General features: G+C 65.1%; 23 protein-coding genes and 1 tRNA gene. 8 read left to right on the top strand and 16 right to left on the bottom strand.

Annotation, left to right across the window (positions count from 1 at the left end):
- Positions 1-47: 47 nt before the first annotated feature.
- A complete protein-coding gene (gene pdxR, locus ABIE58_RS01810) occupies positions 48-1,511 on the bottom strand; it encodes a MocR-like pyridoxine biosynthesis transcription factor PdxR (RefSeq protein ID WP_354542967.1) in 1,464 nt (487 codons plus the stop codon).
- A 245-nt stretch (positions 1,512-1,756) separates the two neighbouring features.
- Between pdxR and ABIE58_RS01815 the strand changes: the two genes are divergently transcribed.
- Together ABIE58_RS01815 and ABIE58_RS01820 are read left to right on the top strand one after the other, a co-directional pair.
- A complete protein-coding gene (locus tag ABIE58_RS01815; RefSeq protein WP_354542968.1) occupies positions 1,757-2,236 on the top strand; it encodes a hypothetical protein in 480 nt (159 codons plus the stop codon).
- A gap of 589 nt (positions 2,237-2,825) precedes the next feature.
- Positions 2,826-4,532, top strand: coding sequence for a bifunctional sulfate adenylyltransferase/adenylylsulfate kinase (locus ABIE58_RS01820; RefSeq protein WP_354543189.1), 1,707 nt, complete (start codon positions 2,826-2,828; stop codon positions 4,530-4,532).
- A gap of 105 nt (positions 4,533-4,637) precedes the next feature.
- Here the strand turns inward: ABIE58_RS01820 and thrS are convergent, their stop codons facing one another.
- The gene (gene thrS, locus ABIE58_RS01825; protein WP_354542969.1) at positions 4,638-6,584 is read right to left on the bottom strand and encodes a threonine--tRNA ligase; all 1,947 of its coding nucleotides are present in this window, start codon (positions 6,582-6,584) and stop codon (positions 4,638-4,640) included.
- 259 nt (positions 6,585-6,843) lie between these two features.
- Between thrS and ABIE58_RS01830 the strand changes: the two genes are divergently transcribed.
- From ABIE58_RS01830 to ABIE58_RS01840, 3 genes are all read left to right on the top strand, one after another.
- Positions 6,844-7,089, top strand: coding sequence for a hypothetical protein (locus ABIE58_RS01830; protein WP_354542970.1), 246 nt, complete (start codon positions 6,844-6,846; stop codon positions 7,087-7,089).
- Positions 7,090-7,172: 83 nt separating this feature from the next.
- On the top strand, positions 7,173-7,931 hold the full coding sequence (locus ABIE58_RS01835) for an alpha/beta fold hydrolase (protein ID WP_354542971.1): 759 nt from the start codon (positions 7,173-7,175) through the stop codon (positions 7,929-7,931).
- 78 nt (positions 7,932-8,009) lie between these two features.
- Positions 8,010-8,738 carry an alpha/beta fold hydrolase gene (locus tag ABIE58_RS01840; RefSeq protein ID WP_354542972.1) on the top strand — a complete coding sequence of 243 codons (729 nt, stop codon included), beginning with the start codon at positions 8,010-8,012 and terminating at the stop codon, positions 8,736-8,738.
- A gap of 339 nt (positions 8,739-9,077) precedes the next feature.
- Here the strand turns inward: ABIE58_RS01840 and ABIE58_RS01845 are convergent, their stop codons facing one another.
- The 4 genes from ABIE58_RS01845 to ABIE58_RS01860 all read right to left on the bottom strand — a co-directional run bounded on the left by ABIE58_RS01845 (position 9,078) and on the right by ABIE58_RS01860 (position 12,555).
- The gene (locus ABIE58_RS01845) at positions 9,078-10,862 is read right to left on the bottom strand and encodes an ABC transporter ATP-binding protein (RefSeq protein ID WP_354542973.1); all 1,785 of its coding nucleotides are present in this window, start codon (positions 10,860-10,862) and stop codon (positions 9,078-9,080) included.
- 64 nt (positions 10,863-10,926) lie between these two features.
- A complete protein-coding gene (locus ABIE58_RS01850; RefSeq protein ID WP_354542974.1) occupies positions 10,927-11,736 on the bottom strand; it encodes a CE1 family esterase in 810 nt (269 codons plus the stop codon).
- 89 nt (positions 11,737-11,825) lie between these two features.
- Positions 11,826-12,194, bottom strand: coding sequence for a hypothetical protein (locus ABIE58_RS01855; RefSeq protein WP_354542975.1), 369 nt, complete (start codon positions 12,192-12,194; stop codon positions 11,826-11,828).
- Positions 12,195-12,240: 46 nt separating this feature from the next.
- Positions 12,241-12,555, bottom strand: coding sequence for an ArsC/Spx/MgsR family protein (locus ABIE58_RS01860; protein WP_354543190.1), 315 nt, complete (start codon positions 12,553-12,555; stop codon positions 12,241-12,243).
- Between the two features lie 176 nt (positions 12,556-12,731).
- Between ABIE58_RS01860 and ABIE58_RS01865 the strand changes: the two genes are divergently transcribed.
- Complete coding sequence (locus ABIE58_RS01865; protein WP_354542976.1) at positions 12,732-12,938, top strand: cold-shock protein; 207 nt, start codon at positions 12,732-12,734, stop codon at positions 12,936-12,938.
- 58 nt (positions 12,939-12,996) lie between these two features.
- On the opposite strand, the gene ABIE58_RS01870 is transcribed toward ABIE58_RS01865, so the two are convergent.
- From ABIE58_RS01870 to acs, 10 genes are all read right to left on the bottom strand, one after another.
- Entirely contained in the window at positions 12,997-13,272 is a 276-nt protein-coding gene (locus ABIE58_RS01870; RefSeq protein WP_354542977.1) for a hypothetical protein, read from the bottom strand.
- Between the two features lie 135 nt (positions 13,273-13,407).
- A tRNA-Gly gene (locus ABIE58_RS01875) sits at positions 13,408-13,481 on the bottom strand.
- A gap of 56 nt (positions 13,482-13,537) precedes the next feature.
- Positions 13,538-15,604 carry a 3'-5' exonuclease gene (locus tag ABIE58_RS01880; RefSeq protein WP_354542978.1) on the bottom strand — a complete coding sequence of 689 codons (2,067 nt, stop codon included), beginning with the start codon at positions 15,602-15,604 and terminating at the stop codon, positions 13,538-13,540.
- Positions 15,601-15,981 carry a response regulator transcription factor gene (locus tag ABIE58_RS01885; RefSeq protein WP_354542979.1) on the bottom strand — a complete coding sequence of 127 codons (381 nt, stop codon included), beginning with the start codon at positions 15,979-15,981 and terminating at the stop codon, positions 15,601-15,603. The genes ABIE58_RS01880 and ABIE58_RS01885 overlap by 4 nt, the downstream gene beginning before the upstream one ends.
- A 19-nt stretch (positions 15,982-16,000) precedes the next feature.
- Positions 16,001-16,507: a hypothetical protein gene (locus ABIE58_RS01890; protein WP_354542980.1), complete on the bottom strand. Its 507-nt coding sequence runs from the start codon at positions 16,505-16,507 to the stop codon at positions 16,001-16,003.
- Positions 16,508-16,510: 3 nt separating this feature from the next.
- Positions 16,511-18,352 (bottom strand): DUF294 nucleotidyltransferase-like domain-containing protein, encoded by a 1,842-nt coding sequence (locus tag ABIE58_RS01895; RefSeq protein WP_354542981.1) that lies wholly within the window; start codon positions 18,350-18,352, stop codon positions 16,511-16,513.
- Between the two features lie 117 nt (positions 18,353-18,469).
- A complete protein-coding gene (locus ABIE58_RS01900; RefSeq protein ID WP_354542982.1) occupies positions 18,470-20,254 on the bottom strand; it encodes a sodium:solute symporter family protein in 1,785 nt (594 codons plus the stop codon).
- Positions 20,255-20,269: 15 nt separating this feature from the next.
- Positions 20,270-20,530, bottom strand: coding sequence for a DUF4212 domain-containing protein (locus tag ABIE58_RS01905; RefSeq protein WP_502950054.1), 261 nt, complete (start codon positions 20,528-20,530; stop codon positions 20,270-20,272).
- A gap of 66 nt (positions 20,531-20,596) precedes the next feature.
- Positions 20,597-21,277, bottom strand: coding sequence for an adenylate kinase (locus tag ABIE58_RS01910; protein WP_502950056.1), 681 nt, complete (start codon positions 21,275-21,277; stop codon positions 20,597-20,599).
- Positions 21,278-21,294: 17 nt separating this feature from the next.
- The gene (gene acs / locus ABIE58_RS01915) at positions 21,295-23,229 is read right to left on the bottom strand and encodes an acetate--CoA ligase (RefSeq protein WP_354542985.1); all 1,935 of its coding nucleotides are present in this window, start codon (positions 23,227-23,229) and stop codon (positions 21,295-21,297) included.
- Positions 23,230-23,619: 390 nt separating this feature from the next.
- On the opposite strand from acs, the gene ABIE58_RS01920 reads away from it, so the two are divergent.
- Together ABIE58_RS01920 and uvrB are read left to right on the top strand one after the other, a co-directional pair.
- Complete coding sequence (locus ABIE58_RS01920; RefSeq protein ID WP_354542986.1) at positions 23,620-23,919, top strand: hypothetical protein; 300 nt, start codon at positions 23,620-23,622, stop codon at positions 23,917-23,919.
- Between the two features lie 75 nt (positions 23,920-23,994).
- On the top strand, positions 23,995-26,193 hold the full coding sequence (uvrB, locus tag ABIE58_RS01925; protein WP_354542987.1) for an excinuclease ABC subunit UvrB: 2,199 nt from the start codon (positions 23,995-23,997) through the stop codon (positions 26,191-26,193).
- Positions 26,194-26,195 lie beyond the last annotated feature (2 nt).

Raw genomic sequence — 26,195 nt, forward strand, 5'->3', positions numbered from 1 at the left:
GCGCAGATGTTAGCGGCGCCGCCGGGGCGGGGTTAGGGCCAGTTACCTTAGGCATTTCGAGCCAGTTCGCGCGCCAGCCGCGCGATGCCCTCGGGGATGCGCTCGTCAGAGATAGAGGAATAGGCGAGGCGGTAGAAGTTGCGCGGGCGGGCGGCGGCGTGGAAAAACGGCGCGCCCGGCTCGATCAACACGCCCTGCGCGCGCAACCCTGTGTCGCGCACGGCGGTATCCACCCCGTCGGGGGCCTGCATCCAGATCGAGGAGCCACCGAACACGCCGCGCCCGGCGATCTCCAGCCCCTCGCGGGCCAGCGCCGCCTCCATCACCTCGCGCCGCCGCGCGAGAACCCGCGCCATGCGCCGGATCAGGCTGTCATAATGGCCAAGGCTGAGGAAATAGGCCGCCGTGCGCTGCATCAGGCCCGGCGGATGACGCAGCACCGAGGCGCGCAGCGCCCGCGCCTCGCTGATAAAGGCGCGCGAGCCGACCAGATAGCCCAGCCGCAACCCCGGAAAGATGGACTTGGAGAAGGAGCCGACATAAATCACCCGCCCCTCGGTATCGAGCGATTTGAGCGCGGGCAGCGGCGGGCGCAGAAAGGACATCTCGAACTCGTAATCATCCTCGACGATGAGCGCCTCGCGCGCGGCAGCGGCGCGCAACAGGGCATGGCGGCGCACCAGCGGCATGGTGGCATTGGTCGGGGCTTGGTGGCTTGGCGTGGTAAAGATCACGTCGGCGCGGTCGGGCAGCGCCTCGGGTGGCAGGCCGTCGCGGTCCACGTCCACCGGCACCAGCGCGCAGCGCGCTTGGTTTAGAATGTCGCGCAGCGCGTGATAACAGGGGTTCTCGATCACCGCTGTGCGGCGCTGCGTGAGCAGCACTTGCGCGGCCAGCCAGAGCGCGTTCTGCGCGCCCATCGTGATAAGGATTTCAGAGGGTTGGGCGAGGATTCCGCGTCGCGGAAGGATGTGGCGCGCGATGAATTCCACCAGCTTGGGATCGTCGCGGTCGTAATGGTCGGCGCTCAGCGCGTGGAAATCGCGCGCGCCCAGCGCCCGGAGCGCGCAATGCCGCCAGTTGGCGTGATCGAACAGCGCCGGATCGGTCTGGCCATAGATGAAGGGATAGGGGTAGCGCGCCCAGTCGAGCGGCTTTTCCGGCGTGTCGCCCTCGCTGTAGCGCCGCCCGAGCGCGCGCGCCCAGTCGATCGTTTCGCGTCGCGGCGCGGGATCGGAGAAAGCCGGAGGTTCCGGCGCGTTTTCAGAGACATAGTAGCCGGACCTGTCGCGCGATTGCAGGTAATCGCTGGCCTGCAATTCGGTGAGTGCGAGGGTTACGGTGATGCGGCTCACACCAAGATGCGCGGCGAGTTTGCGCGAGGAGGGCAGCTTTTCGCCCTTGCGGAACCGCCCCGACAGGATGCCCCCGGCGATCATCTGCCGGATCTGCGCCTGAAGCGTGCCCTCGGCATCGGGCGACAGGAAAAAGGTCTCGACGGGGATGGCCATTTTGGCAGGATAGACTGGCCTTATGGCGTGCGCAATCTGGCATTGGGCGGGCGCGTGACGCTCGCAGCGTCAGGGATTTGTCAACGAAATCGTAACGCTTTCGCGCCAATATACGGCCTGTGGCAGGCGGGCCTGCCGATTCGGGGCGCGCGAGGGGCGGATGGGCGCTGCCTGACCAAGCTGTGAGTTGCGCAAAAACCGCGTTGCGGTTAGCGAGAAAGGCGGCAGATCGGAGACAGGTGGTCATGACATCACAGGCGGCAATGCGGCTCTCGGCGCAGGACAGGCTGGACGGTCTGGCGCTGTTGATCCTGCGGCTGGGGCTGGCGTGGTTTATATTCCTGTGGGCGGCCCACAAGATCATCACGCCCAAGCAATACCAGGCGCTTGCGCGGCATTTCGACGGGGTAGATGCGAGCCTTATGCAAGTCTATGCTGTGGGTGGCGTGCAGATCGCGATCTGCGTGTTGGTGGCGCTCGGCGTTCTGCGATATGTCAGCTATGGTAGCCTGCTGGTCATGCATTTCTTTACCGTCACCCGGCGCTGGGAGGGATTTCTTGATCCTTTCGCGCTCAACGAGCGGGGATTTCCGGTGAACCGCAACCAGGTGATCGACCTGGCGGTGCTGGCGGCGTTCATCGCGCTGGTGCTGCTGATCCGGCGGGATCATTTCAGCCTCGGTGGCTGGCTGGCGCGCCACGACCGCGCGCGCTGGTGGATGTGACGCGGCCCGGCACGCGGACAGGGTGCGCCGGGGGCGGATTGACCGGACAGGATGCGCCGAGGGTCGAACCGCAAGGCAGGATGCGCCAGGGGGCCTCGCAACAGGACGCGGGAAACAGAAGTCTCGCATCATACGCAGCAAGCCGTCCAGTGGTAGGATGGACCGATATGCGCGTGCATGTTTGACACCTGACATATGTTGCCGATGACGATCCGGCCTGCGATGTCATGTAACACGCAGCGACAGGCGTCATGGATGGTGTTGAACTGACGCGGTGGATGGCTCCTGGGTCAACCGGCGTTGCAATGCGCCCTGATGCAGGTGTCAAAAACGGCATATCAGAAGAGCCACAACCGCCCCGGATTTGCGCAACCACCTGGTCTGAAGCCAATCAAAACACCTGTGCCATCCAAGGGCGCAAAACATGGACCCTGTTCGCCGCACCCACGATGACCGCGCCATATCCGCCTCATTTTCCGAAAAAACGCTGCTTGCGCTTGAATTGCGCCGCATTGCGGGTCTAGAGCGCGGCAAGGCGGCGGCACCGGCCCGCCCGCATCCCGGCAGTCACATCACGATGAAGGTTTCCATGCAGTCTCCCAATCTCGCCCCCGTCCCCGAACTCTATGTCTCTTACGACAGCGCGCAAAAGCTCAAGGTCGAGGCGGGCAACCTCGCAAGCTGGGATCTCAGCCCGCGCCAGATCTGCGATCTGGAACTGTTGATGAATGGCGGCTTCAACCCGCTCAAGGGGTTCCTCTCGGAGGCCGATTATACCGGCGTGGTCGAGAATATGCGCCTCGCCGATGGCACGCTCTGGCCGATGCCGATCACCCTCGATGTAAGCGAGACATTCGCGGAAAGCGTTGAGATCGGACAGGATATCGCCCTGCGCGACCAGGAGGGCGTGATCCTCGCCACGATGACCGTGACCGACCGCTGGAGCCCCGACAAGGCGCGCGAGGCGGAAAAGGTATTTGGTGCCGATGACAGCGCGCACCCGGCGGTCAACTACCTGCACAACACCGCCGGCAAGGTCTATCTTGGCGGCCCGGTGACCGGGATTCAGCCCCCCGTGCATTACGATTTCAAGGCGCGGCGCGACACGCCCAACGAATTGCGCGCCCTCTTCCGCAAGCTGGGCTGGCGGCGCGTGGTGGCGTTCCAGACGCGCAACCCGCTGCACCGCGCGCATCAGGAATTGACCTTCCGCGCCGCGCGCGAGGCGCAGGCCAACCTGCTGATCCACCCGGTCGTCGGCATGACCAAGCCGGGCGATGTCGATCACTTCACCCGTGTGCGCTGCTACGAGGCGGTGCTCGACAAATACCCCGCCTCGACCACGGCGATGAGCCTGCTCAACCTGGCGATGCGTATGGCCGGGCCCCGCGAGGCGGTATGGCACGGCCTCATCCGCCGCAACCATGGCTGCACCCATTTCATCGTCGGGCGCGATCATGCGGGCCCCGGCAAGAACTCCGCGGGCGAGGATTTCTACGGCCCTTACGACGCACAGGAGATGTTCAAAGAGCATCAGGACGAGATTGGCCTTGAGATGGTCGATTTCAAACACATGGTCTATGTGCAGGAAAAGGCGCAGTATTACCCGATTTCCGAAGTGCCGGAAGGCTCTACCGTGCTGGATATTTCCGGCACCGAACTGCGCCGCCGTCTGGCCGAAGGTCTGGAAATTCCAGAGTGGTTTTCATTCCCCGAGGTGGTGGCGGAACTGCGCCGCACCCGTCCGCCGCGCTCCAAGCAGGGCTTTACCGTGTTCTTCACCGGCTTTTCCGGCTCGGGCAAATCGACCATCGCCAACGCGCTCATGGTCAAGCTGATGGAGATGGGCGGGCGTCCCGTGACGCTGCTCGACGGCGACGTGGTGCGCAAGAACCTCTCGTCGGAGCTTGGATTTTCCAAGGAGCACCGCGACCTCAACATTCGCCGCATCGGCTATGTCGCCTCCGAGATCACCAAGAATGGCGGCATCGCCATCTGTGCGCCGATCGCGCCCTATGCCAGCACCCGCCGCGCCGTGCGCGAGGAGGTCGAGCAGTTCGGCGCCTTCGTCGAGGTGCATGTGGCGACCTCGATCGAGGAATGCGAACGCCGCGACCGCAAGGGCCTTTATAAGCTGGCGCGCGAGGGCAAGATCAAGGAATTCACCGGGATTTCAGACCCCTATGATGTGCCGGAAAACCCCGAACTGCGCGTCGAGACCGAGAATGTCGATGTCGATAACTGCGCGCATCAGGTGATTCTCAAGCTCGAACAGATGGGCCTTGTCGCCGGCTGAGAGGGGACGGGGGGCTTCAGAGGTGAGCCGCGCGGCGGGCTTCGCCTTTGATTGCGCGCGGGGGACAGGAGGCCAACGGCGGCAACAAGCCCCCCGCCGCTTGTATCACGCGATATCCGGCGGCGTGGCCTCACTGGCAAGCTCCGGCACGATCTCGTCGAGGGTGACGGTGCGCGTCGCCTTCTCGCCAAGGCGGCGCAGCGACACGGAGCGCTCTGCGACCTCGCGCATCCCGCAGGCAAGGATCACCGGCACCTTGCCCAATGAGTGCTCGCGCACCTTGTAATTGATCTTCTCGTTGCGGGTGTCGGCCTCGGCGCGCACACCGCGCGCGCGCAGGGCCGCCACCACCTCGTTGACGTAATCATCCGCATCCGACACGATCGAGGCCACCACCACCTGACGGGGGCTGAGCCAGAAGGGCAGCCGCCCGGCATGTTCCTCGATCAAAATCCCGATGAAGCGCTCGAAAGAGCCAAGACAGGCGCGGTGCAGCATCACGGGGCGGTGTTTCGCGCCGTCCTGCCCGATATAGGTGGCATCCAGCCGCTCGGGCAGGACGAAATCCACCTGATGCGTGCCGCATTGCCATTTGCGCCCGATGGCGTCGGTCAGGGTGAATTCGAGTTTGGGGCCGTAAAACGCGCCCTCACCGGGGTTCACCTTCGGCTCGATGCCCGCGGCACGGGTGGCCGACAAAAGCGCCGCCTCGGCGCGGTCCCAGACCTCGTCGCTGCCCGCGCGCACATCGGGGCGGGTGGAAAACAGAACCTCGAATTCCGGGAACCCCAGATCGCGGTAGATATTCGAGAGAAACGCGATAAAGCGTCCCGTCTCCTCCTCGATCTGATCCTCGGTGCAGAAGATATGCGCGTCATCCTGCACAAAGCCGCGCACCCGCATGATGCCATGCAGCGCGCCCGAGGGCTCATAGCGGTTGCAGGCCCCGAATTCGGCCATGCGCAGCGGAAGATCGCGGTAGCTCTTCAGCCCTTGGTTGAATATCTGCACATGGCAGGGGCAGTTCATCGGCTTCAGCGCGTTCACGGCCTTTTCGCGGGCGTGGTCCTCGTCCACCTCGACGATGAACATGTTGTCCTGGTATTTCTCCCAGTGGCCGCTGGCCTCCCACAGCCTGCGGTCGACCACCTGCGGCGTGTTCACCTCGACATAGCCCCCCTTCACCTGCTGGCGACGCATGTAATCCTGCAAGGTGGTGTAGATGGTCCAGCCATTGGGGTGCCAAAAGACCTGGCCGGGGGCCTCTTCCTGCATGTGAAACAGGTCCATCTCGCGGCCAAGGCGGCGATGGTCGCGGCGCTCGGCCTCTTCGAGAAAGGTCAGATGCGCCTTGAGCGCCTCGCGGCTCTGGAACGCCACGCCGTAGATGCGTTGCAGCATCGGGCGGCTGCTGTCGCCGCGCCAATAGGCCCCGGCCACGCTCATCAGCTTGAACGCGTCGGCGGGCACCTGGCCGGTATGTTGCAGATGCGGGCCGCGGCACAGGTCTTGCCACTCCCCGTGCCAATACATGCGCAGCGGCTCGTCGCCGGGGATCGCCTCGATCAGCTCGACCTTGTAGGGCTCGTTCGTGGCGCGGTAATGGGCGATGGCGCGGGGGCGGTCCCATATCTCGGTGCGCACCGGATCGCGCGCGTTGATGATCTCGCGCATCCGCGCCTCGATGCGGCCAAGGTCTTCGGGGGTGAAGGGCTCGGCCCGGTCGAAATCGTAATACCAGCCATTTGCGATCACCGGGCCGATGGTCACCTTCACATCGGGCCAGATATCCTGCACCGCGCGGGCCATGATATGGGCAAGATCGTGGCGAATGAGTTCAAGCGCCGGGGCCTCGTCCTTCATCGTGTTGATGGTGATCTCAGAATCGCGCGTGATCGGCCATTGCAGATCCCAGTGCTGGCCATCCACCTGCGCCGAAATGGCCTTTTTCGCCAGCGACGTGGCGATGCTTGCCGCGACCTCGGCGGGGGTGATGCCCGCGTCATAGCTGCGCTGCGTGCCATCGGGAAAAGTCAGGGAAATATCGGCCATATCTGGCTCCTCGTCGGTTTGGCGCCCACGGAACGCCCGATTGCGGGTATGTGCGCGCGTGATGCCCGCTCGGCGCGCCGAGGTCAAGGGGCATGGGCGCGCGCTGCATACGATTGCATATCGTAACATGTTGACGCCGCGTGTAATTTTTATTGGACATGTCGCGAATGCTGCTCTAAATGCCGTATATCTGACGCGAAACAATATTGCGCTGCACCTGCACAATGACAGGGGCGCGCAATAGCAAGAGGGGCCGCACATGCCGGGATACAATTCGAAATTCGACCTGAGCGTCGAGGATATGGACCTGATCGAGACCGCCCTGCGCCAGACCAAGGCCGATTTGTCGGCGCGGGTGATCCCCGAGGCGGTGCAACACGACAAGGCCGATGACAGCCTGCGCGCGGCCGACGAAACGCTGCGCCAGATCCACGACCTGCTGGGCCGGTTGCACAATCAAAAAGTGTTCTACCGCCCGCGCAACGGGGCCTATATCGGCGGCTGAGGCCGGGAAGGCACGGGCAAAACCGGTTTGCGCGAGGCGCGGGGCCGGTGCATGATCCTCGCCACACGGTGGGAGAGAATGCGATGGCGCAACCATCATGGATCGAGACCGGGGCGGGCCGCCGCCTCGCCTATCACCGGCTGGCCGGGGACGGGCCGGGAATCGTATTTCTCGGCGGGTTCAAATCCGACATGCAGGGCACCAAGGCGCTCTGGCTCGAGGATTGGGCGCGGGCGCGGGGCCGCGCCTTTCTGCGGTTCGACTATTCCGGGCATGGGCAGTCCTCGGGCGCGTTCACCGATGGCGCGATCGGCGATTGGGCGGCGGATGCGCGCGCGGTGCTCGACGCGCTGACCGTCGGGCCGCAGATATTGGTCGGCTCGTCGATGGGGGGCTGGATCGCGCTCTTGCTGGCGCGGACCTGCCCGGAGCGGGTGGCGGGCATGGTGACCATCGCCGCAGCCCCCGATTTCACCGAAGATGCGATGTGGGGCGGGTTCGGCGAGGACGAACGGTCCCGGATCATGAAAGAGGGGCAGATCGCCCTGCCCTCGGACTATGGCGAGCCTTACATCATCACCCGCCGACTGATCGAGGACGGGCGCGACCACCTGGTGTTGCGCGCACCGCTCGATTTGCCGTTTCCGGTTCGATTTCTGCAAGGCACCGCCGATCAGGATGTGGATAAATCCGTATCCATGCGGCTTTTGGACCATGCCACCGGGCCGGACATGCGGCTCACGCTGGTGCGCGGGGCCGATCACCGCTTTTCTGATCCCGACTGTCTTGCCCTGATCGGGGCCACGCTCGACGAGGTGAGCGCGCGGACACTGACGCCTTAGCACTTGCACGGGCGGCGGTGGCAATGCCATGCTCTGGCGCGGGACGGGGGCACAGATCCCCGGCAGAGAGGGCGTGTGATGAGCAGTGATGCGGTTGTGTTTGTTCCCGGCATGATGTGCGATGCGAGGCTGTTTGCGCCGCAGATCGCCGATCTGAGCCGTGAGCGCGTGGTGAGCGTCGCGCCGATCACCGGCGGTGACCGGATCGAGGAAATCGCCTCGGGGCTGCTCGACCATCTGCCGCGCCGGTTCGCGCTGGCGGGGCTGTCGATGGGCGGAATCGTGGCGATGGAAATCCTGCGCCGTGCGCCGGACCGGGTGACGCGGATCGCGTTGATGGATACCAATTCGCTGGCCGAGACGCCGCAATCCTCGGCCGGATACGAGCCGCTGGTGGCCAAGCTGCGCGCCGGAATGATGGCCGAGGCCGTGGAATTGGTGCTGGGCCGCGACGTTCTGGCACCGGGGCCGCAACGGGCAGAGATCCTCGCGCAGGTGGTGGCGATGGCCGAGGGGCTTGGCCCTGACGTGCTGGTGCGGCAGGTGCGCGCGTTGCAGCGGCGGCGCGATTACCAGGCCGTGCTGCGCCGCTGCCAGGTGCCGGCGCTGGTGCTGTGCGGGGCGCTGGACGGGCTGACGCCGCCGAAGCGGCACGATTTCATGGCCGGGCTGATCCCCGCCGCGAGGCTGTGCATGATCGAGGGGGCCGGGCATCTGCCGGTGCTGGAACGCCCCGAGGAGACGACGGCGACGCTGCGCGACTGGCTGGCGCAACCGCTGCTGCTGCACCGGCGCGCGGAGGGCTGAGAGCGGGCCTGCGCCTTGGGGCATCATGAATTGGGTATCTGGCGCGTATTGCCCGAAGATGACCTGACCTGATGCAGTTCGGTAGGGCAACTGTCGTTTATGGGCTGGAGGGGACGTTCGCGTCTTTTCCCCGCGCGGAACAAGGCGCGCTTGCGCGCCGCCGCGCATCGCCGGGCCGCTTCCCCGGCACGGCGATTTGGCTGTAACCTGCGCCATCCTCAAAGGTTTTTCGGATTTGGCACGATAAAGCGCTGCCAAACTGACGTTGGATCGCCGCACCGCGGCCCATCGATGCACGGCTCCCTCAACGGCCGCACCAAGCCCTTCACAACGCCCGCCTCAGCGCGCCGCGCCGGTCTGTTTCTGCGCCTTGTAAAGCTGCGTGTAATAGCCGCCCTGCGCGATCAGCGCGTCATGGCTGCCCTGCTCCACCAGCCGCCCGGCCTCGAGCACGAAAATGCAATCGGCATCGGTGATCGAGGACAGCCGGTGCGCGACCACGATGGTCGTCCGTCCCTTTGTGAGGCGGGTGAGCGCCGCCTTGATCCGCGCCTCGGTGCCCTGGTCGAGCGCGCTTGTCGCCTCGTCCAGAAGCAGGATCGGCGCATCCACCAGGAACGCCCGCGCGATGGCGATGCGTTGTTTCTGCCCGCCCGAGAGCTGCGCGCCCTTGGGCCCAACGGGCGTATCGCCGCGCGCGCGGATCAGGTCGGCGATCTCGGCATTCTCGGCCGCCTGCCAGATCTCGGCCTCGCTGGCCTCGGGGTTGACGTAGCGGATATTCTCCCAGATCGAATTATCAAAGATCACGATATCCTGCGCCACCACCGAGAATGCCGCGCGCAGCGCGCCGATCCTGAGCCCGTCGATCGGCGTGCCGCCGATGGTGATGCGCCCGCCCTGCACATCGTAGAGCCGCGACAGAAGCGACAGCACCGTGGTCTTGCCCGAGCCGGTCGCGCCGACGATGGCCGACACGCTGCCGCCCCGGAAGCGCATCGACAACCCGTCGAAAAGCGGCTGGTCGGCGCTATAGGCAAAGCGCACCCTGTCGAGCACGATATCGCCGCCGGGATCGAACGCGGTGACGGCATCGGGCGCGTCGGTGATGGTGGGGCGTTCGTGAAACAGGCCCCGCACCCGGTCAAGCTGCACCAGATGAGAGGGCAACAGCCCGAGATACTGCGCCAGAAGCCGCGCCGGATCGAAGATCAGCACCATGCCCAGCAGAAAGGTGATGATCTCGGCCCCGTCCATATCGAAATCGGGGCTGAGCACCATGTAGCCGCCACCGCCGATCACCAGCACATAGACAAAGGCCGATGACAGGTCGATCGAGGGCATGACAAGCGCCTGCGTGCGCTGCACCCTGAGGGTGAGATCGCGCAGCATCCCGGTATCGGTGTCGAGCCGGTCAGTCTCCACCCGCTCCTGGCTGGCGATCTTGATGGTGCGCATCGCCGAAATCGTCTCTTCGAGCCGGTTCATGTAATCGCCGAGCGCGGTTTCGGCCTCGCCCTGCACCCGCTTGACCCGCGCCGAGACGGCATTCATCACCCAGATGATGAAGGGCAGCACCGCGATGGCGACGGCAAAAAGCACCGGGTTCTTCCAGATGAGATAGCCCGCCACGATCACCACGGTCACCGCGTCGCGCACCGCGTTGGCGGTGCCCAGCCCCATGAAATGACCAAGCGCCTGCGTCTGCATCACGATCCTCTGGATGATCGCACCCGAGCGCGTGCGCTCGAAATAGCTCAGATCGAGGGTCATCAGATGGGCGATCAGGTCGCGGCGCATCTCGTAGATCGCCGAATTGGAGACCCAGACGGAAATGCGCGGCACCAGGTAGGCCATCGTGCCCCGCACGGCAAAGAGCACGAACACCGCGAGGCAGACAAAGACCAGGTCGCGCACCGAGCCGCTCTCGAAGATCACCCGAAGCCCGTCCTCGGTGATCGCGAGAAACTGTTGATAGACAAGCCCCTGCATCAGGATCATCACCAGCACCAGCGCCAGCCAAGGGGCGCGGCGGCGCAGATACATCCGCCAGAACCAGCGCAGGTTGGCGCGGTCGGTTGCGGTCAGCAGGCGGGACGTGCCGTCCGGGGCGGGGGTGTTCATGCGGGGTGCCGTTTGCCATGTCCTGCCCCGCCTCTTAGAGCGTTCCGGCGCGCAGGTCATCCCCTCACGGGTATGAGGGCGGCAGGCTGAGCAATTCGTCGAGTTGCCGCGCGATCCAGCCGCGCGGGATGAAATGGCCGCGCGCATGAACGTCAAGCGCGATGCGGCCCTCGTCACAGGCCCAGGTGGTGCGTTCAAAGCGGTCATGCTCGGTCACCGACCACGCGCCCGCTCGCGTGCCCGGCCCGTCGCATCCCATCCGCGCGCGCCAGAGCCGGACCGGCCATGTCGTCTCGCCATCGGGGCCAAAGGGGAAATCCATCACCATGTCGGATGTGCCGTGGACATGGCGCACCTCTGCCGGGGCCTCGGGGCAGGTCTCCGATTGCGGCAAGGTGCCCGACACCGCCAGAAGCGCCGCCACCGCGTCACCATTCTCGCACGCATAGCGCCACGCCATCGCCGCGCCGTAGGAATAGCCAGAGACGTAGATGCGGCTGCGGTCGATGGGATAGCGGCGGGCGGCATCCTCGATCACGGCGGCGGCGAAAGCCACGTCATTGGTCTGATCGGTCCAGAAATCCCAGGTCTTGCCCTCTCCATTCGGGGCCAGCAGCAGCACGCCGCGCCGCCGCGTCGCGCCGGAAATGCGGCCATGCTTGACGATCAAGGTGCCCTGCCGCATCCAGCCGTGAAAATGCAGCAAGACCGGCAGCGGGCTGACCCCGTCCCAGCCATCGGGCTCCTTGACGTGGTAGGACCGCGCGCCAAGCGTGCAGGGCACCTCGGCGTGACAGCGCGGCTCGGTCAGGTCGGCGGCGGGGGCCGCAGCGGGCATAAGCACCGCGAAGAGGGCAACAAGGGCGTGGCGCATGGTCTATCCGTCATCTCGGGTCACGATGCAGCCTAGGCACCGGGCCAAAAATGTCATGTCACAAGCCTGTCAGGCGCGGCCCCCGCGCGTCAGAAATGCGATTTCGGCTCGTCGGGCTTGCCCGCCGCGAGCGCCAGCACACCGCCAAGCGCCGCCATCCCGATGGGGAACATGGTGAACACGTTGAAGCCGAAGGCGTAATGAATGAGCCCCGCCGCCGCCAGCAGCATGATCCCGGCGGGCAGCGCGCGCACCTTGGCCATCGCCCCGCCCGCGATCGCCAGAAGCGGCGCGAGAAAGCTTGCCGTGCGAATGAGCGCCGGATCGGAGACCTGATGAAACAGCCCGTCCACCTCGCCAAAACGGGTCACCGCCTCGGTATAGCCATAGCCGAAGAACCCCACGAGAACCGCGAGACACCCGCCGATGATCCCCAGAGCCGTTGCCGCGCTGCGCATGATGCCTGCCTCCTGTTCCTTTCGCCCATATAAGCGGTCTCCCGCCCTATCCAAGGAGCGCGGCCTGCACCTCCGGCCCCCAGCCGAGATAGAGCGTGCCGCCCGCGTCGATGAGCGGGCGCTTCATCACCGTGGGATGTGCTGCGATGAGCGCCAGCGGCGGGGCCGCGCGTTCGGCCTCGCTCAACCCGCGCCACGTGGCCGATTTGCGGTTGACCAGCGCCGCGCCAAACCGTGCCTCTGCGGCCTGTGCCACATCTTCGGGCAGCGGCTCTGCCCGCAGGTCATGAAGCCGCGCCTCGCCCAAGGATTTCAACGCCTTGCGGCAGGTATCGCAGGTCTTTATCCCGTAGACGATCATCATCTTATCCCCCGTTCGGTGCCGTCATCCGCGCTGTCATAACGCGGCGCGGCGGGGTCGTCACCGGGTTTCGCTTGATTTTTACATTGACGGTGCAATCATCTTCATGCGCCGCGCGGCGGCGCATGGCCCGGCATTCTCCGGGGATGTGAAGACCGAAGACGAAGGAGAACGGCATGCCGACGGGCACCGTGAAATGGTTCAACACCACAAAAGGTTACGGCTTTATCGCCCCCGATGGCGGCGGCAAGGACGTGTTCGTGCATATCTCGGCGGTGGAGCGTTCAGGCCTCACCGGCCTCGCCGACAATCAAAAGGTCGGCTACGAGCTTCAGGACGGGCGCGATGGCCGCCAGATGGCGGCCGATCTGAAACCGCTCTGACGGCGGCAGGGCGGGCGGCAGGGCGCGCGCGCCCCGCGCCCCTCTCGCGGGGCGGCGCTCAGTTGCAGCCCTTCTGACCGGGCAGGCAGGCGTCATATCGCACGCGCGCGCTGCGGATGCGCGTGACGGGATGACGTTGCGCCTGTTGATAGCTTTGCGCCTGATTGGGCGCGCCGCAACAGATAACCCCGTTGAGCGTGATCGGCTGAAGCCCGGCAGGGCAGTAATTGGGCCCCCCCTCATAGGCATAGACGCGCGGCCCCTCGGCCAGCGCAGGCCCGCCCGCGACGGCAAGCGCAAGCGCCACGATACGTCCTGTGGTGTGAAATTTCATATCCGCCCCCGTTCCAATTTCTTTCGCCGCGATGGTAAGAAAAATGCGCGCCCTGTCAATTTCTTTCCGGGGAAACAAAGCGTTCCTGACCGCCCGCGAGGGTCATCAAGAGACAGGGGGGCAAGGGCCGGGAATTGGAGCGGGCGACGGGAATCGAACCCGTATCATCAGCTTGGAAGGCTGAGGTCTTACCATTACACAACGCCCGCGACGCGCCCTGATTAGGCCAGCGCGGCGCGCGGGTCAAGATGCCGGGGCGCGCGTCTCAATAGGATTGCGCCTTGCGCAGGCGGGTCTGCCGCCCCTCCTCGGCGATGGCGCCGCCCAGCGTGGTCACGCCCTTGTCGCGCAAGAGCGCCAGCATCCGCACGAACACCTCTGCCGTGGCCACCGTGTCGCCCATCGCGGTATGGCGCGCCTCGGGGGGGATGCGCACGCCGAACCGGTCGCAGAGCGCATCGAGCGTGTGCTGCCCGGTGTGATCGAACAGCCCCGCCGACATCAGCACCGTGCACAGCACCGGGTTGTCGAATCGCCGCCCGATCACCGTCTCCTTGAGCCGCAGAAAGGCCAGGTCGAACGGCGCGTTATGCGCCACAAGCACCGCGCCCCGGCAGAAATCATGAAACCGCCGCCCGGCCTCGCGGATATCGGGCGCGCCCTCGACCATCGCATCGGTGATGTGATGCACGCGGGTCGAGGCGGGCGGGATGGCGCGGCCCGGATTGACCAGCGTGTCAAACGTCTCGCCGCGCAGGATGCGCCCGTTGACGATGCGCAGCCCGGCGATCTGCACGATCTCGTCACCGCCGCGCGGCGAGAGGCCGGTGGTCTCGGTGTCAAACACCACGAAACTCAGATCCAACAGGGGGGTGTCAAAAAGATCGCCCCCCGGCGCGTCGGGCAGGTTGAAATCGTAGAATTCGGGCCGCGCGTCGCCGGGGGCCAGCGGCGGCGCTGCGGCGGCCAGCGGCAGCACGATGCGGTGGCCATCCGCGCCCGTTTCCGCCCAGAGATCGGTTTGATGCGCGGCGAGCGCATCGCGCCCGGAATAGGCCCCGTAGGCCTCCGACAGGGGCGCGCGCAGCCAGCGCGTCACCTGCCCGTCGGTCACCGCCTCGCCCTGCCAGCCAAGGATCAGGCGGACCTCTGCGCCCTCCACCTCGGCCCCGAGGCGCAGCGCGTCGCGGGTGCCGTCCTCGGTCAGGTGGCGCAGGATCGTGGCAAGCAGCGTGGCCACGGCAAACCCGTCACAGGCCAACATCGCGTTGCAACGGGTGATCGTGAGCGGGCCACCGCCCTGCGCGCGCACCCCGTCGAATATATGGCCAACGGCAACCGGCGACATCGGCCAGCGCCGCGACCGGATCGCGGCGTGGCGGGTGCCCAGATCATCGAGGCAGGCAAAGAGCCGCGCCACCTCGTCCTCGATCCCCTGCCGCATCTTTGCCCGCTCCTCGGGGGCGAGGTCATCCACCGATTGCAGCACCTCCAGCAGCGCGCCGATCGTGCCTGCGGGGCGGCGCACCCCCTCCAGCAGCGCCATGAAAAGATGGTCATGGGCGGCATGGGCGCGCAGGTCTTCGGTGGCGTCGCGGAATATGAGAACATGGCCCGACAGCTCCTCGTCAGACAGGATCGGGCTGACGCGCCCCAGAAGGAACCGCTCGCCATCGGCAGAGGCGGCGAGAAAGGTCTCGGCGGTGACCTGCCCGCGCAGGCGCGCCTTTTGCATCCGCGACAGCGCGTCCATCACCGGCTCTGGCCGCAGAAAATCCGAAAGCGGGCGGTCAAGCCCGATATCGCCCAGCAAATCCTGCGCCATGCGGTTGTAGAGCATCACGCGGTTGTCGGGGGTGGCCACCACCGCCCCCTCGCCCAGATCGCGGAAAAGCGCCTCGAACAGCGCCTTTTCGCGAGCGATGCGGGCGGTCTCGCGCTCGACCGCGCGTTGGCGGGCGGCGCGCGCCTCCGACAGGGCGGCGTTGATCGCGTTGGCGGCGGGGGCCAGCGTGCTGAGGTGTTTCGCCTGCCCCTCGTCGATCTGCAAATCCACATCGGCGCGCGCGCGGGTGGTGAGATCAGAGGCCAGCGCGAGGATCGGCTTGGCGACGTTTTCATCGAACAAGAGCCCGATCCACGCCGACAGCCCAAGCACGCCCAACCCCGCCAGCAGCCCGGCGATCACATAGCCATCGACCGGCCCGCCCGCGCGCATATGCCCGAAGACCAGCGCCCCCGCGATCAGCGCCGCCCCGCCAAGCCCGAGCGCGGCAAAGAAGAGCGCGAATCGCAGCCGCAGGCCAAAGCGCTTCGTCAGTCGCTCGATCATGGTGCATCCTCCGCCAGAAGGGCATGGATTTGCGCGGTCAGATCGGCGATGGCAAAGGGCTTGGTCATGAAGGCATCGGCCCCCACGGCCAGCCCCTTGCGCCGCTCCACCTCGCCGCCGCTGGCGGTAATCATCAGCACCTTGACGCCGGCAAGCGCGGGATCGCGCCGGATCATCTGGCATATCTCATAGCCCGAGCGTTCGGGCAGCATCACGTCGAGCACCACCAGATCGGGGCGCGCCTCGGCCAGCGCGACAAGGGCGGCATTGCCCGACGCCACCCGCCGCAAGCCATAGCCCGCCCGCCCGATCAGATGACCGAGCGCCAGCGCGATATTGTCCTCGTCCTCGACGAGCAGAACGGTTTTTTGCGACATCGCGGGCCTCCTCTCCCGGTCAGGACGTGCAGAGCGCCTCCATCAGCGGATCGTCCTTGCCCGCGCGCCTCCACGCGGCATCCGACGGGTTCGACAGCGCCGCCGCGCTGACATCGGCGCGCGCCGCATTGGCGCAATCCACCAGTTGCGGACGTTTGGCAGGCGGCGTCCAGCGCGCGAAAAAATAGAGATCGGCCAGCACGATACCGGGCGCGTCGGGGTTGGTCTGCACGCTGGCGCGATCCAGCGCCATGATCCGCGTGGTCTGCGGGATGACATAGGTCCAGGGCTTCCAGAGCTTGGTTTCCTCGACCGTGAGCAGAACCTCTACCCCTTCGGGAAGAGCCTGCGTGGTGCGCGCCGCCCAGCTATATTCCGACCAGATCGCATAGCCCAGCATCGCCGCCCCGGCCAGCACCGGCGTGAGCCAGCGCGGCAGGCGACCGCCGCTCAGATGCCCGGCGATGAGCGCGAGACCGGCGGCGGCGATGCCTGCGGCGAATGTGGCGATGAGTTCGAAAAACATGGGTTATCCTCTGGCGCCGCGCGCCTGTTCGATGGCCGATTGCATCGTCTTGACCACCATGAAGGCGTCGCGCAGGTGGTTGCGCTCCAGATCCGACATATCGGCGGGGTTCATGAAATTGTCGGGCGCGTGCCCGCCCGCGATCTGCGCCGACTGGTGGCGCAGGCGGGTCTCGGCGATGAGGTCGTAGGCATCGAGCAGGTCATGCGCGCCGCTGTCGGAGATCACGCCGCCCGCGCGCGCGCCCTCGATCCGGTCGCGCGTGCCCGCCTCTTCCAGCGAACCCAAAAGCGCGTAGATGCGCCCCAGATCGACCACCGGCACCACGCCGGAATGTTTGAGGTCGATGGTGTTCTTGTGCTCGCCCGAGCGAATGAGCGCGAAGCCCCGGAAAAGGCCCAAGGGCACGCTATGCTTGAGCGAATTGGCGATCATGTGAGCCACGAAGATCGAGTTCTTGCGCGCCTGCGCGAGCACATCGGCCTGAAGGTCCTGGAACAGCGCGGCCTCGCCCGCGATGGCGCGCAGGTCGAACATGACCGAGGCCAGCATCTGCGCCTCGTTGTCGGGCTGCGCGATCCAGCCCGCGAAGTATTTGCGCCACACCCGGCGCGGCTGCCGCCAGCGCGGGTTGGTGGCCATCATGTCGCCGGGGCAGTAGAAAAACCCGCAGGTATCCAGCCCGTCGCTGACGAATTTGGCCAGATCGGCGAAATAGGCGTCGTGCTGCGCAGGGTCGAACGCGTCGTCGAGAATGAGGCAATTGTCCTGATCGCTGATGCCGGTCTGCTCGCGCCGCCCCTGAGAGCCGCAGGCGGCCCAGAGATACGGCACCGGCGCAGGCCCCAGCCGCGCCTCGGCCAGCCGCAAGAGCCGCCTTGTGATCGCGTCGGTGATATCGGTGATCCGCCGGGTGATCGAGGCGGGCTTGACCCCCGCCCGCACCAGTTGTGCCAGAAGGCCCGGCACCCGCTCCATGACATGGGCCATGTCCTCGGGCGTGTCGGCATGGGCGATATCGGCGACCATGTGGCTGGCGGTCGCGGCCTGCTGGCGAAAGAGGTCTGTCTTGCCGATCATCCCCACCACGCGGCCCGATTGCGCCACCGGCAGGTGATTGACCTTCATTTCCGAGAGCAGCATCAGCGCATCGAGGCCCAGTTGCGTGGGCGCGATAGTCACCGGATCAGGCGTCATGACCTGTGCCACCTTGATGCGGCCATCCAGCCCCTCGGCCAGCACCTTGTTGGTGAGGTCATGGGCGGTGATGATCCCGGCCAATTGCTCGCCCTCCATCACCACGACCGAGGAAATCACATGCTGCCGCATCAGCCGCGCGACATCGGTGATCGTGGCGTCGGGTCCGCAGGTGACGGGATGCTGCGCCATCAGGTCCGAGACGCGCAGCGCGGTGAGGCCGGTGGCATAGGGCCCGCTATCGTTGAGATCGGTGGGGCGCGCACGGGCAAACCAGCGCGCGATCGCGTCGCTTTCCTCCATCAGCCACAGAAATTGCGCGGCGGGGATGAGGATGAGGCGGGCGGGCTCTGTCGCGCGCGCGCCCAGTTGCGCGCAGCCATCGCGCAAGAGGCCGCGCTCGCCCATGATATCGCCCGCGCCGCGATGCGAGACCAGATCCTGCGCCCCGGTGCGAATGTCAAACGCGCCGGCGGTAATCACGTATAGCCCCTTGAGCGAGTCGCCCTTGGCGAAAAGCGTCTCACCCTTGGCCACCTCCACCGGCACCAGATCGGGCGCAAGCCGCGCGCGTATCGCATCCGTGAGCGCGTCAAAGGGCGGCTGCGCGCAAAGCGTGTCGATCAGGGCGGGGGCGGTCTCGGGCATGGCCGGGCCTTTCGGGGATGTGTGGTCTGAATAACCTAAAAGCGCCCTGTCGTGCCGCAAATAACGGCGGGCGGAAATGGCAGGGGCGGCATGATGCGCCGCCCCTGCCCGATGTGCTTAGTGATCGGCCGCAGCAGCCGCCGCACCCTTGGGCACCCGCACGCTTTCGACCAGGTCCTCGATCTCACGCGGGATCGGGGCCGTCATCTTCGACACGGTGAACGCGACCGCAAAGTTGATCATTGCCCCCACAGCCCCGAAGGAGGTCGACTTGATCGTGCCAAGCAGCGGATCGGCGTCGGTGAAGCTGTTGGTGTCAGGGATGAAGAACCAGCCCTTGTGCAGGAAGATGTAGACCAGCGTGATGACGAGGCCCGCGATCATGCCGGCCACGGCACCCTTGTTGTTCACCTTGGTAAAGATGCCCATCATCAGCGCCGGGAAGATCGACGCCGCCGCCAGACCAAAGGCCAGGGCCACGGTTTGCGCGGCAAAGCCCGGAGGGTTGAGGCCGAGATAGGTCGCCACGGCAATGGCCACCGCCATCGCGATCCGCGCCGACATCAGCTCGCCCTTTTCCGAGATACCCGGATTGAGCTGCCCCTTGATGAGGTCGTGACTGACCGCCGAGGAGATGGCGAGCAGAAGACCGGCAGCGGTCGAGAGCGCGGCGGCAAGACCACCGGCGGCGACCAGACCGATCACCCAGCCCGGCAAGTTGGCGATCTCGGGGTTGGCCAGAACAAGGATGTCGCGGTTGAAATTGGTCAGCTCATTGCCGGTCCAACCATTCGCGGCGGCCTTTTCCTGCATGGCGGCGTTCTTGTCGTTGTAGTATTGGATGAACCCGTCGCCGTTCTTGTCTTCCCAGTCCAGCAGACCGGTTTTCTGCCAGGTGGCCATCCAGTCATACTTGGCATCGGTGTCGATCTGCTCGACCGAAACGGCCTGCGCATCGGTGCCACCCGGCCACATCAATTCGGTGATGTTGAGCCGTGCCATCGCGCCCACAGCCGGGGCGGTGAGGTAGAGAAGCGCGATGAAAACCAGCGCCCAGCCCGCCGACCAGCGCGCATCGGCCACGCGGGGAACGGTGAAGAAGCGCATGATGACATGCGGCAGACCGGCGGTGCCGATCATCAGCGACAGCGTGAACAGCACCATGTTGAACGTATCGCCGTGATGGGCGGTATATTCGTTGAAGCCCAGTTCGCGCACGATCTGGTCAAGCTTGGCCAGAAGCGGCTCTCCGCTCGCGACGTGATCGCCAAAAAGGCCCAGCGCCGGGATCGGATTGCCGGTCAGTTGCAGCGAGATGAAGATCGCCGGGATGGTATAGGCCATGATGAGCACGACATATTGCGCCACCTGCGTATAGGTCACGCCTTTCATGCCGCCGAACACCGCATAGGCGAACACCACCGCCGCACCGATCAACAGGCCGCTGGTGTTGGAGATTTCCAGAAACCGGCCAAAGGCCACGCCGACGCCGGTCATCTGGCCGATCACATAGGTGGTCGAGGCCACGATCAGGCAGATCACCGCCACCATGCGGGCGGTCTTGGAATAGAACCGGTCGCCGATGAACTCGGACACCGTGAACTTGCCGAACTTGCGAAGGTAAGGCGCGAGCAGAAGCGCCAGCAGCACGTAACCGCCGGTCCAGCCCATCAGGAAGGTCGAGTTGTCATAGCCGGTAAAGGCGATGAGCCCCGCCATCGAGATGAACGACGCCGCCGACATCCAGTCGGCCGCCGTGGCCATGCCGTTGGTGACGGGGTGAACCCCCCGGCCAGCCGCATAGAATTCAGAGGTCGATCCGGCGCGTGCCCAGATCGCGATACCGATATAGAGGGCGAAACTTGCGCCCACGAATATCAGGTTGAGTGTAAACTGATCCATTGTTTCCCGCCTCCCTTATTCTTCACCGACGCCGTGTTCGGCATCGAGTTTGTTCATCCGCCAGGCGTAGAAGAAGATCAGCGCCAGAAAGACCAGGATCGAGCCTTGCTGCGCGAACCAGAACCCAAGGTCGGTGCCGCCCACGGCGATCCCCGACAGCATGGGGCGCAACAGGATGCCGAACCCGAACGAGACCAGGGCCCAGATCACCAGGCTCCAGAGAATGATGCGCACATTGGTTTTCCAATATGCCGTGGCTGCTTCCTTGTCGGACAAAGCGTGTCCTCCCTTTTGACAGGTTTCCTCCTGCCCGCGCGGGACCATCCCGGCGCGGGCTTTCCCTTACGCGACCGCCTGTGCGACGATCGTGTTCAGCTCTTGTGCGACGGTGTCGATATCGGCCATCGCATCGACGCGGGCGAGCACGCCCTTGCCGTCGTAGTAATCAATGAGCGGCGCGGTCTGCGCGTGATAGGCGCGCAGGCGTTGTTCCACCGTCTCGGCGTTGTCATCGGCGCGGCGGGTCATTTCGGTGCCGCCGCATTTGTCACAGGTGCCGGGGGTGGCGGGGGTCTTGAACGTATCGTGATACCCCTCGCCGCAGCCCGCGCAGGTGTAGCGCCCGGAAATGCGGGCAACCATCGCGTTGTCATCCACCTCAAGGCTGATCGCGGCAGTAATGCCCTGCCCCGTCTCGGTCATCAGCCGATCCAGCGCCTCGGCCTGCCCCGTGGTGCGCGGGAACCCGTCAAGGATCACGCCCTTGGCGCAATCAGGTTCGCCCAGCCGGTCGCGCAGGATAGCGATGACGATCTCGTCGGAGACAAGATCGCCCGCCTCCATCACTGCCTTGGCCTGACGCCCCGCCTCGGTGCCCGCCTTGACGGCGGCGCGCAGCAGGTCGCCGGTAGAGAGCTGCACAAGGCCAAAGCTCTCTTCCAGCATCCGCGCCTGCGTGCCCTTGCCCGCACCCGGCGGCCCGAGCAGGACAAGATTGGCGGCTTTTTGGTCGGTTCCGTCCATCATGATCCGGTCCCCCCTCAGGCGCCCGCACGGTTGGCGATGAGATCCTCCACCACCGACGGATCGGCCAGCGTCGAGGTATCGCCAAGGCTGTCGAAATCATTCTCGGCGATCTTGCGCAGGATGCGGCGCATGATCTTGCCGGAACGGGTTTTCGGCAGGCCCGGCGCCCATTGGATCACGTCCGGTTTGGCAATCGGGCCGATTTCCTGACGCACCCAGTTGGCAAGCTCGGTGCGCAGATCATCCGTCGCCGTAACCCCGTCCATCAGGGTGACGTAGCAATAGATGCCCTGCCCCTTGATGTCGTGCGGATAACCAACCACCGCGGCCTCGGACACGGTGGCATGGGCCACCAGCGCCGATTCAACCTCGGCCGTGCCCATCCGGTGGCCCGAGACGTTGATCACATCGTCAACGCGCCCCGTGATCCAGTAATCGCCATCCGCGTCGCGGCGGCAGCCATCGCCCGAGAAATAGTAGCCCTTGAACATCTCGAAATAGGTCGACACGAACCGCGCATGATCGCCCCAGACGGTGCGCATCTGACCCGGCCAGCTATCCTTGATCGCCAGCACGCCGGTGGTCTCGCCCTCCAGCTCGTTGCCTTGATCGTCGAGCACCACGGGTTGAACCCCGAAAAACGGCTTGGTGGCAGAACCGGGCTTCGGTTCGGTCACGACACCGGGCAGCGGGGTGATCAGGATGCCGCCGGTTTCGGTTTGCCACCATGTATCAACGATAGGGCAGCGGCCTTTGCCGACGTTCTCGTTATACCAGTTCCACGCCTCGGGGTTGATCGGCTCACCGACCGAGCCGAGCAGGCGCAGGCTGCTGAGGTCGCTTCCCTCGACAGGCGCGGTGCCCTTGCCCATCAGCGCGCGAATGGCGGTGGGGGCGGTGTAGAACTGCGTCACCTTGTGCTTTTCGCAGACCTGCCAGAAACGGCCCGCATCCGGGTAGGTCGGCACGCCCTCGAACATCAGCGTGGTCGCGCCATTGGCCAGCGGCCCGTAAACGATATAGCTGTGGCCGGTGACCCAGCCCACATCGGCGGTGCACCAGTAGATATCGCCCTCGTGATAGTCGAAAATATATTCATGCGTCATCGACGCGTAGACCAGATAGCCGCCGCTGGTATGCACCACACCCTTGGGCATGCCGGTGGACCCAGACGTGTAGAGGATGAAAAGCGGGTCTTCGGCACCCATTTCCTCGGGCGGGCAGTCGGCGCTGACCTTCTCGGCCTCTTCATGCCACCAGAAATCGAGATCATGCCGCCACGCCACCTGAGCGCCGGTGCGCTTGACCACGAGGCATTTTACATCGTCGGTGTCGTGCAGCAGCGCCTGGTTGACGTTGTCTTTCAATTTGGTCGCGCGGCCCCCGCGCGGGGCGTGATCGGCGGTGATGACCAGCTTGGCGTCGCAACCGTTTACGCGGGCGCCCAGAGCATCGGGCGAAAAGCCCGCGAAAACGATGGAATGGATCGCGCCGATCCGCGCGCAGGCCAGCATCGCATAGGCCGCCTCGGGGATCATCGGCAGGTAGATCACGACGCGGTCGCCGCGCCCGATGCCAAGCGATTTCAGCACATTGGCCATGCGGCAGGTCTGCGCGTGCAACTCGCGATAGGTGATGTGCAGCGCCTCGTCCGTCGGCTCATCCGGTTCCCAGATGATCGCGGTCTGGTCGCCGCGCGTGGCCAGATGCCGGTCGATACAGTTGGCCGCGACGTTGAGCGTGCCATCCTCAAACCATTTGATCGACACGTCATCATAAGCGAACGAGGTGTTTTTCACCTTGGTATAGGGCTTGATCCAGTCAACCCGCTTGCCATGCTCGCGCCAGAACCCCTCGGGGTCGCGAATCGAGTCGTCATACATCCGCGCATAGGCATCCGCATCGATATGAAATCCGCTTGACGCAACGGCAGTTACTTTCTCGTCCATGACGGGTAGTCCTCCATCCCTTGTATGCCGGCGCAAGATTGCGCGGCAGAGCCTCTCCTAGGGCGGTGGATACACTAAAATCCGTCAAAAATTAACTAGTAGGTCTTTCCATGCAGAAATATTGTGAATTTTTGAACTTTTCCCAAAATTACTTTGTAAATAATTTTACTATTTCACGGTTGAAACTGCCTGCGGCGCAGCGCCCGACCCCCGCGAAAGTTGTCTTGCCTGTGCCGCATCGAGCCGCGCTCAGGCCCGGTAAGGCCCGGCGTGGCGGGCATGGCGTCGGGGTGCCCCTTCCTGCCCGCGCTCCGCCGAGCAAAAGAAATGCTGCGCCGCAGCATAAATCCGTGCTACACGGGGGGCGATCCTTGAAAGGAGTCACAAGCCATGCACCCGTTATCCCATATCCACCTGAGCAATCTCATCGCCCCCAGCTTTCAGCTTTTTGCCGAGGCTCAGATGGTCGTCACCCTGCGTCTGGCCGGGATGGTCGGTCTCTGGCCGGTCGCGCGCGACGAGGCCCACCGCATGATCGCCGAGAAGGCCCCCGCCCTGATCGGCGCCGCCGCCGATGCGCAAAGCGCCGCCCTTGCAGGGCAGCGCCTTGACCAGATCATGCTCGCCGCCATCACGCCGCTGGCAGGGGCCGCGCGCGACAACCGGCTGCGCCTGTCTGCCGCCGCCTGACGCGGGGCCAGCGCGCGCAGAATGGCCTTGCACGGGGCGGAAAAAGCCCCATCCTTTGGCAGCAAAGGAGGCCCGATGCCCTACGCCCATTCCGACAAGACGCCCCCCGTCCTTGCCAATCCCGCGCCTGACATTGCCACGCGCGAAAAGCTCGAGGGCGGCAAGCGCTTTGTAATGCACACCGAGTTTCAGCCCGCCGGCGACCAGCCCACGGCGATTGCCGAGTTGAGCGAGGGGGTGATCGCGGGCGAGCGCGATCAGGTGCTGTTGGGCGCGACCGGCACCGGCAAGACATTCACCATGGCCAAGGTGATCGAGGAAACCCAGCGCCCCGCCATCATCCTTGCCCCCAACAAGACGCTGGCGGCGCAGTTATATGGCGAGTTCAAGGGTTTTTTCCCCGAAAACGCGGTGGAATATTTCGTCAGCTACTACGATTATTACCAGCCCGAAGCTTACGTTGCGCGCTCCGATACCTTCATCGAGAAGGAATCCCAAATCAACGAACAGATCGACCGGATGCGCCATTCCGCCACCCGCGCGCTGCTGGAACGCGATGACGTGATCATCGTCGCCTCGGTCTCGTGCATCTACGGCATCGGCAGCGTCGAAACCTATGGCGCGATGACGCAGGACCTGAAGGTGGGCGACAGCTATGACCAGCGCCAGATCATGGCCGATCTGGTGGCGCAGGCGTATCGCCGCAACGATCAGGCATTCCAGCGCGGCAGCTTTCGCGTGCGCGGCGACAGTCTCGAAATCTTCCCCGCCCACCTTGAGGATCGCGCCTGGCGGCTGTCGTTCTTCGGCGACGAATTGGAAAGCATCACCGAGTTCGACCCGCTCACCGGCGAGAAGACCGATACATTCGACAAGATCCGCGTCTATGCCAATTCGCATTACGTCACGCCCAAACCGACGATGCAGCAGGCCGTCATCGGCATCAAGCGCGAGCTGCGCCAGCGGCTCGATCAGTTGGTGGGCGAGGGCAAATTGCTGGAGGCGCAGCGGCTGGAACAGCGCACCAATTTCGATATCGAGATGCTGGAGGCCACCGGCGTATGTAACGGGATCGAGAATTATTCGCGCTATCTGACGGGCCGCGCGCCGGGTGAGCCGCCCCCCACCCTGTTCGAGTTCACCCCCGACAATGCCATCGTCTTCGCCGATGAAAGCCATGTCTCGGTGCCGCAGATCGGCGGCATGTATCGCGGCGACTACCGGCGCAAGTTCACGCTGGCCGAGCACGGGTTTCGCCTGCCGTCCTGCATGGACAATCGCCCGCTCAAGTTCGAGGAGTGGGACGCGATGCGCCCTCAGAGCGTGTTCGTCTCCGCCACCCCCGCCAAATGGGAGATGGAGCAGACCGGCGGCGTCTTCACCGAACAGGTGATCCGCCCCACCGGCCTGATTGATCCCGCGATCGAGATCCGGCCCGTCGAGACGCAGGTGGATGACCTCTTGGACGAGGTGCGCCGCGTGGCGGCAGAGGGTTACCGCATCCTTGTGACGACGCTCACCAAGCGCATGGCCGAGGATCTAACCGAATACCTGCACGAACAGGGCATCCGCGTGCGCTACATGCATAGCGATATCGACACGATCGAGCGGATCGAGATCCTGCGCGACCTGCGGCTTGGGGCCTTCGACGTGCTCATCGGCATCAACCTGTTGCGAGAGGGGCTGGATATCCCCGAATGCGGGCTGGTGGCCATTCTGGACGCGGACAAGGAGGGGTTTCTGCGCTCGGAAACCTCGCTCATCCAGACCATCGGGCGGGCGGCGCGCAATGCCGAGGGCCGCGTGATCATGTATGCCGACCGCATCACCGGCTCGATGGAGCGCGCGATTGGCGAGACCGACCGCCGCCGCGCCAAACAGATCGCCTATAACGAGGAGCACGGCATCACCCCGGCGACGATCAAGAAGAACGTCGATGACGTGCTGCAAGGGCTCTACAAGGGCGACGTGGACATGAACCGCGTGACTGCGAAGGTCGATAAGCCCTTGGCAGGCGCGAACCTGCAAGCGGTGCTGGAGGGCTTGCGCGCGGACATGCGCAAGGCCGCCGAGAACCTGGAGTTCGAGGAGGCGGCGCGGTTGAGGGACGAGGTCAAGCGGCTGGAAGCGGTCGATCTGATGGTGGCGGACGATCCCCTGGCGCGCCAATCGGCGGTCGAGGCCGCAAGCGCCGAGGCGGTCAAGGGGCGCGGGCGGTCAACGGCGGGGCGGCCGGGGCAGCGCGGGGGGAATGTGAAGCGGCGGGGGAGGTGAAA

Source organism: Roseovarius sp. MBR-78 (assembly GCF_040547535.1).
Lineage (GTDB): Bacteria > Pseudomonadota > Alphaproteobacteria > Rhodobacterales > Rhodobacteraceae > Roseovarius.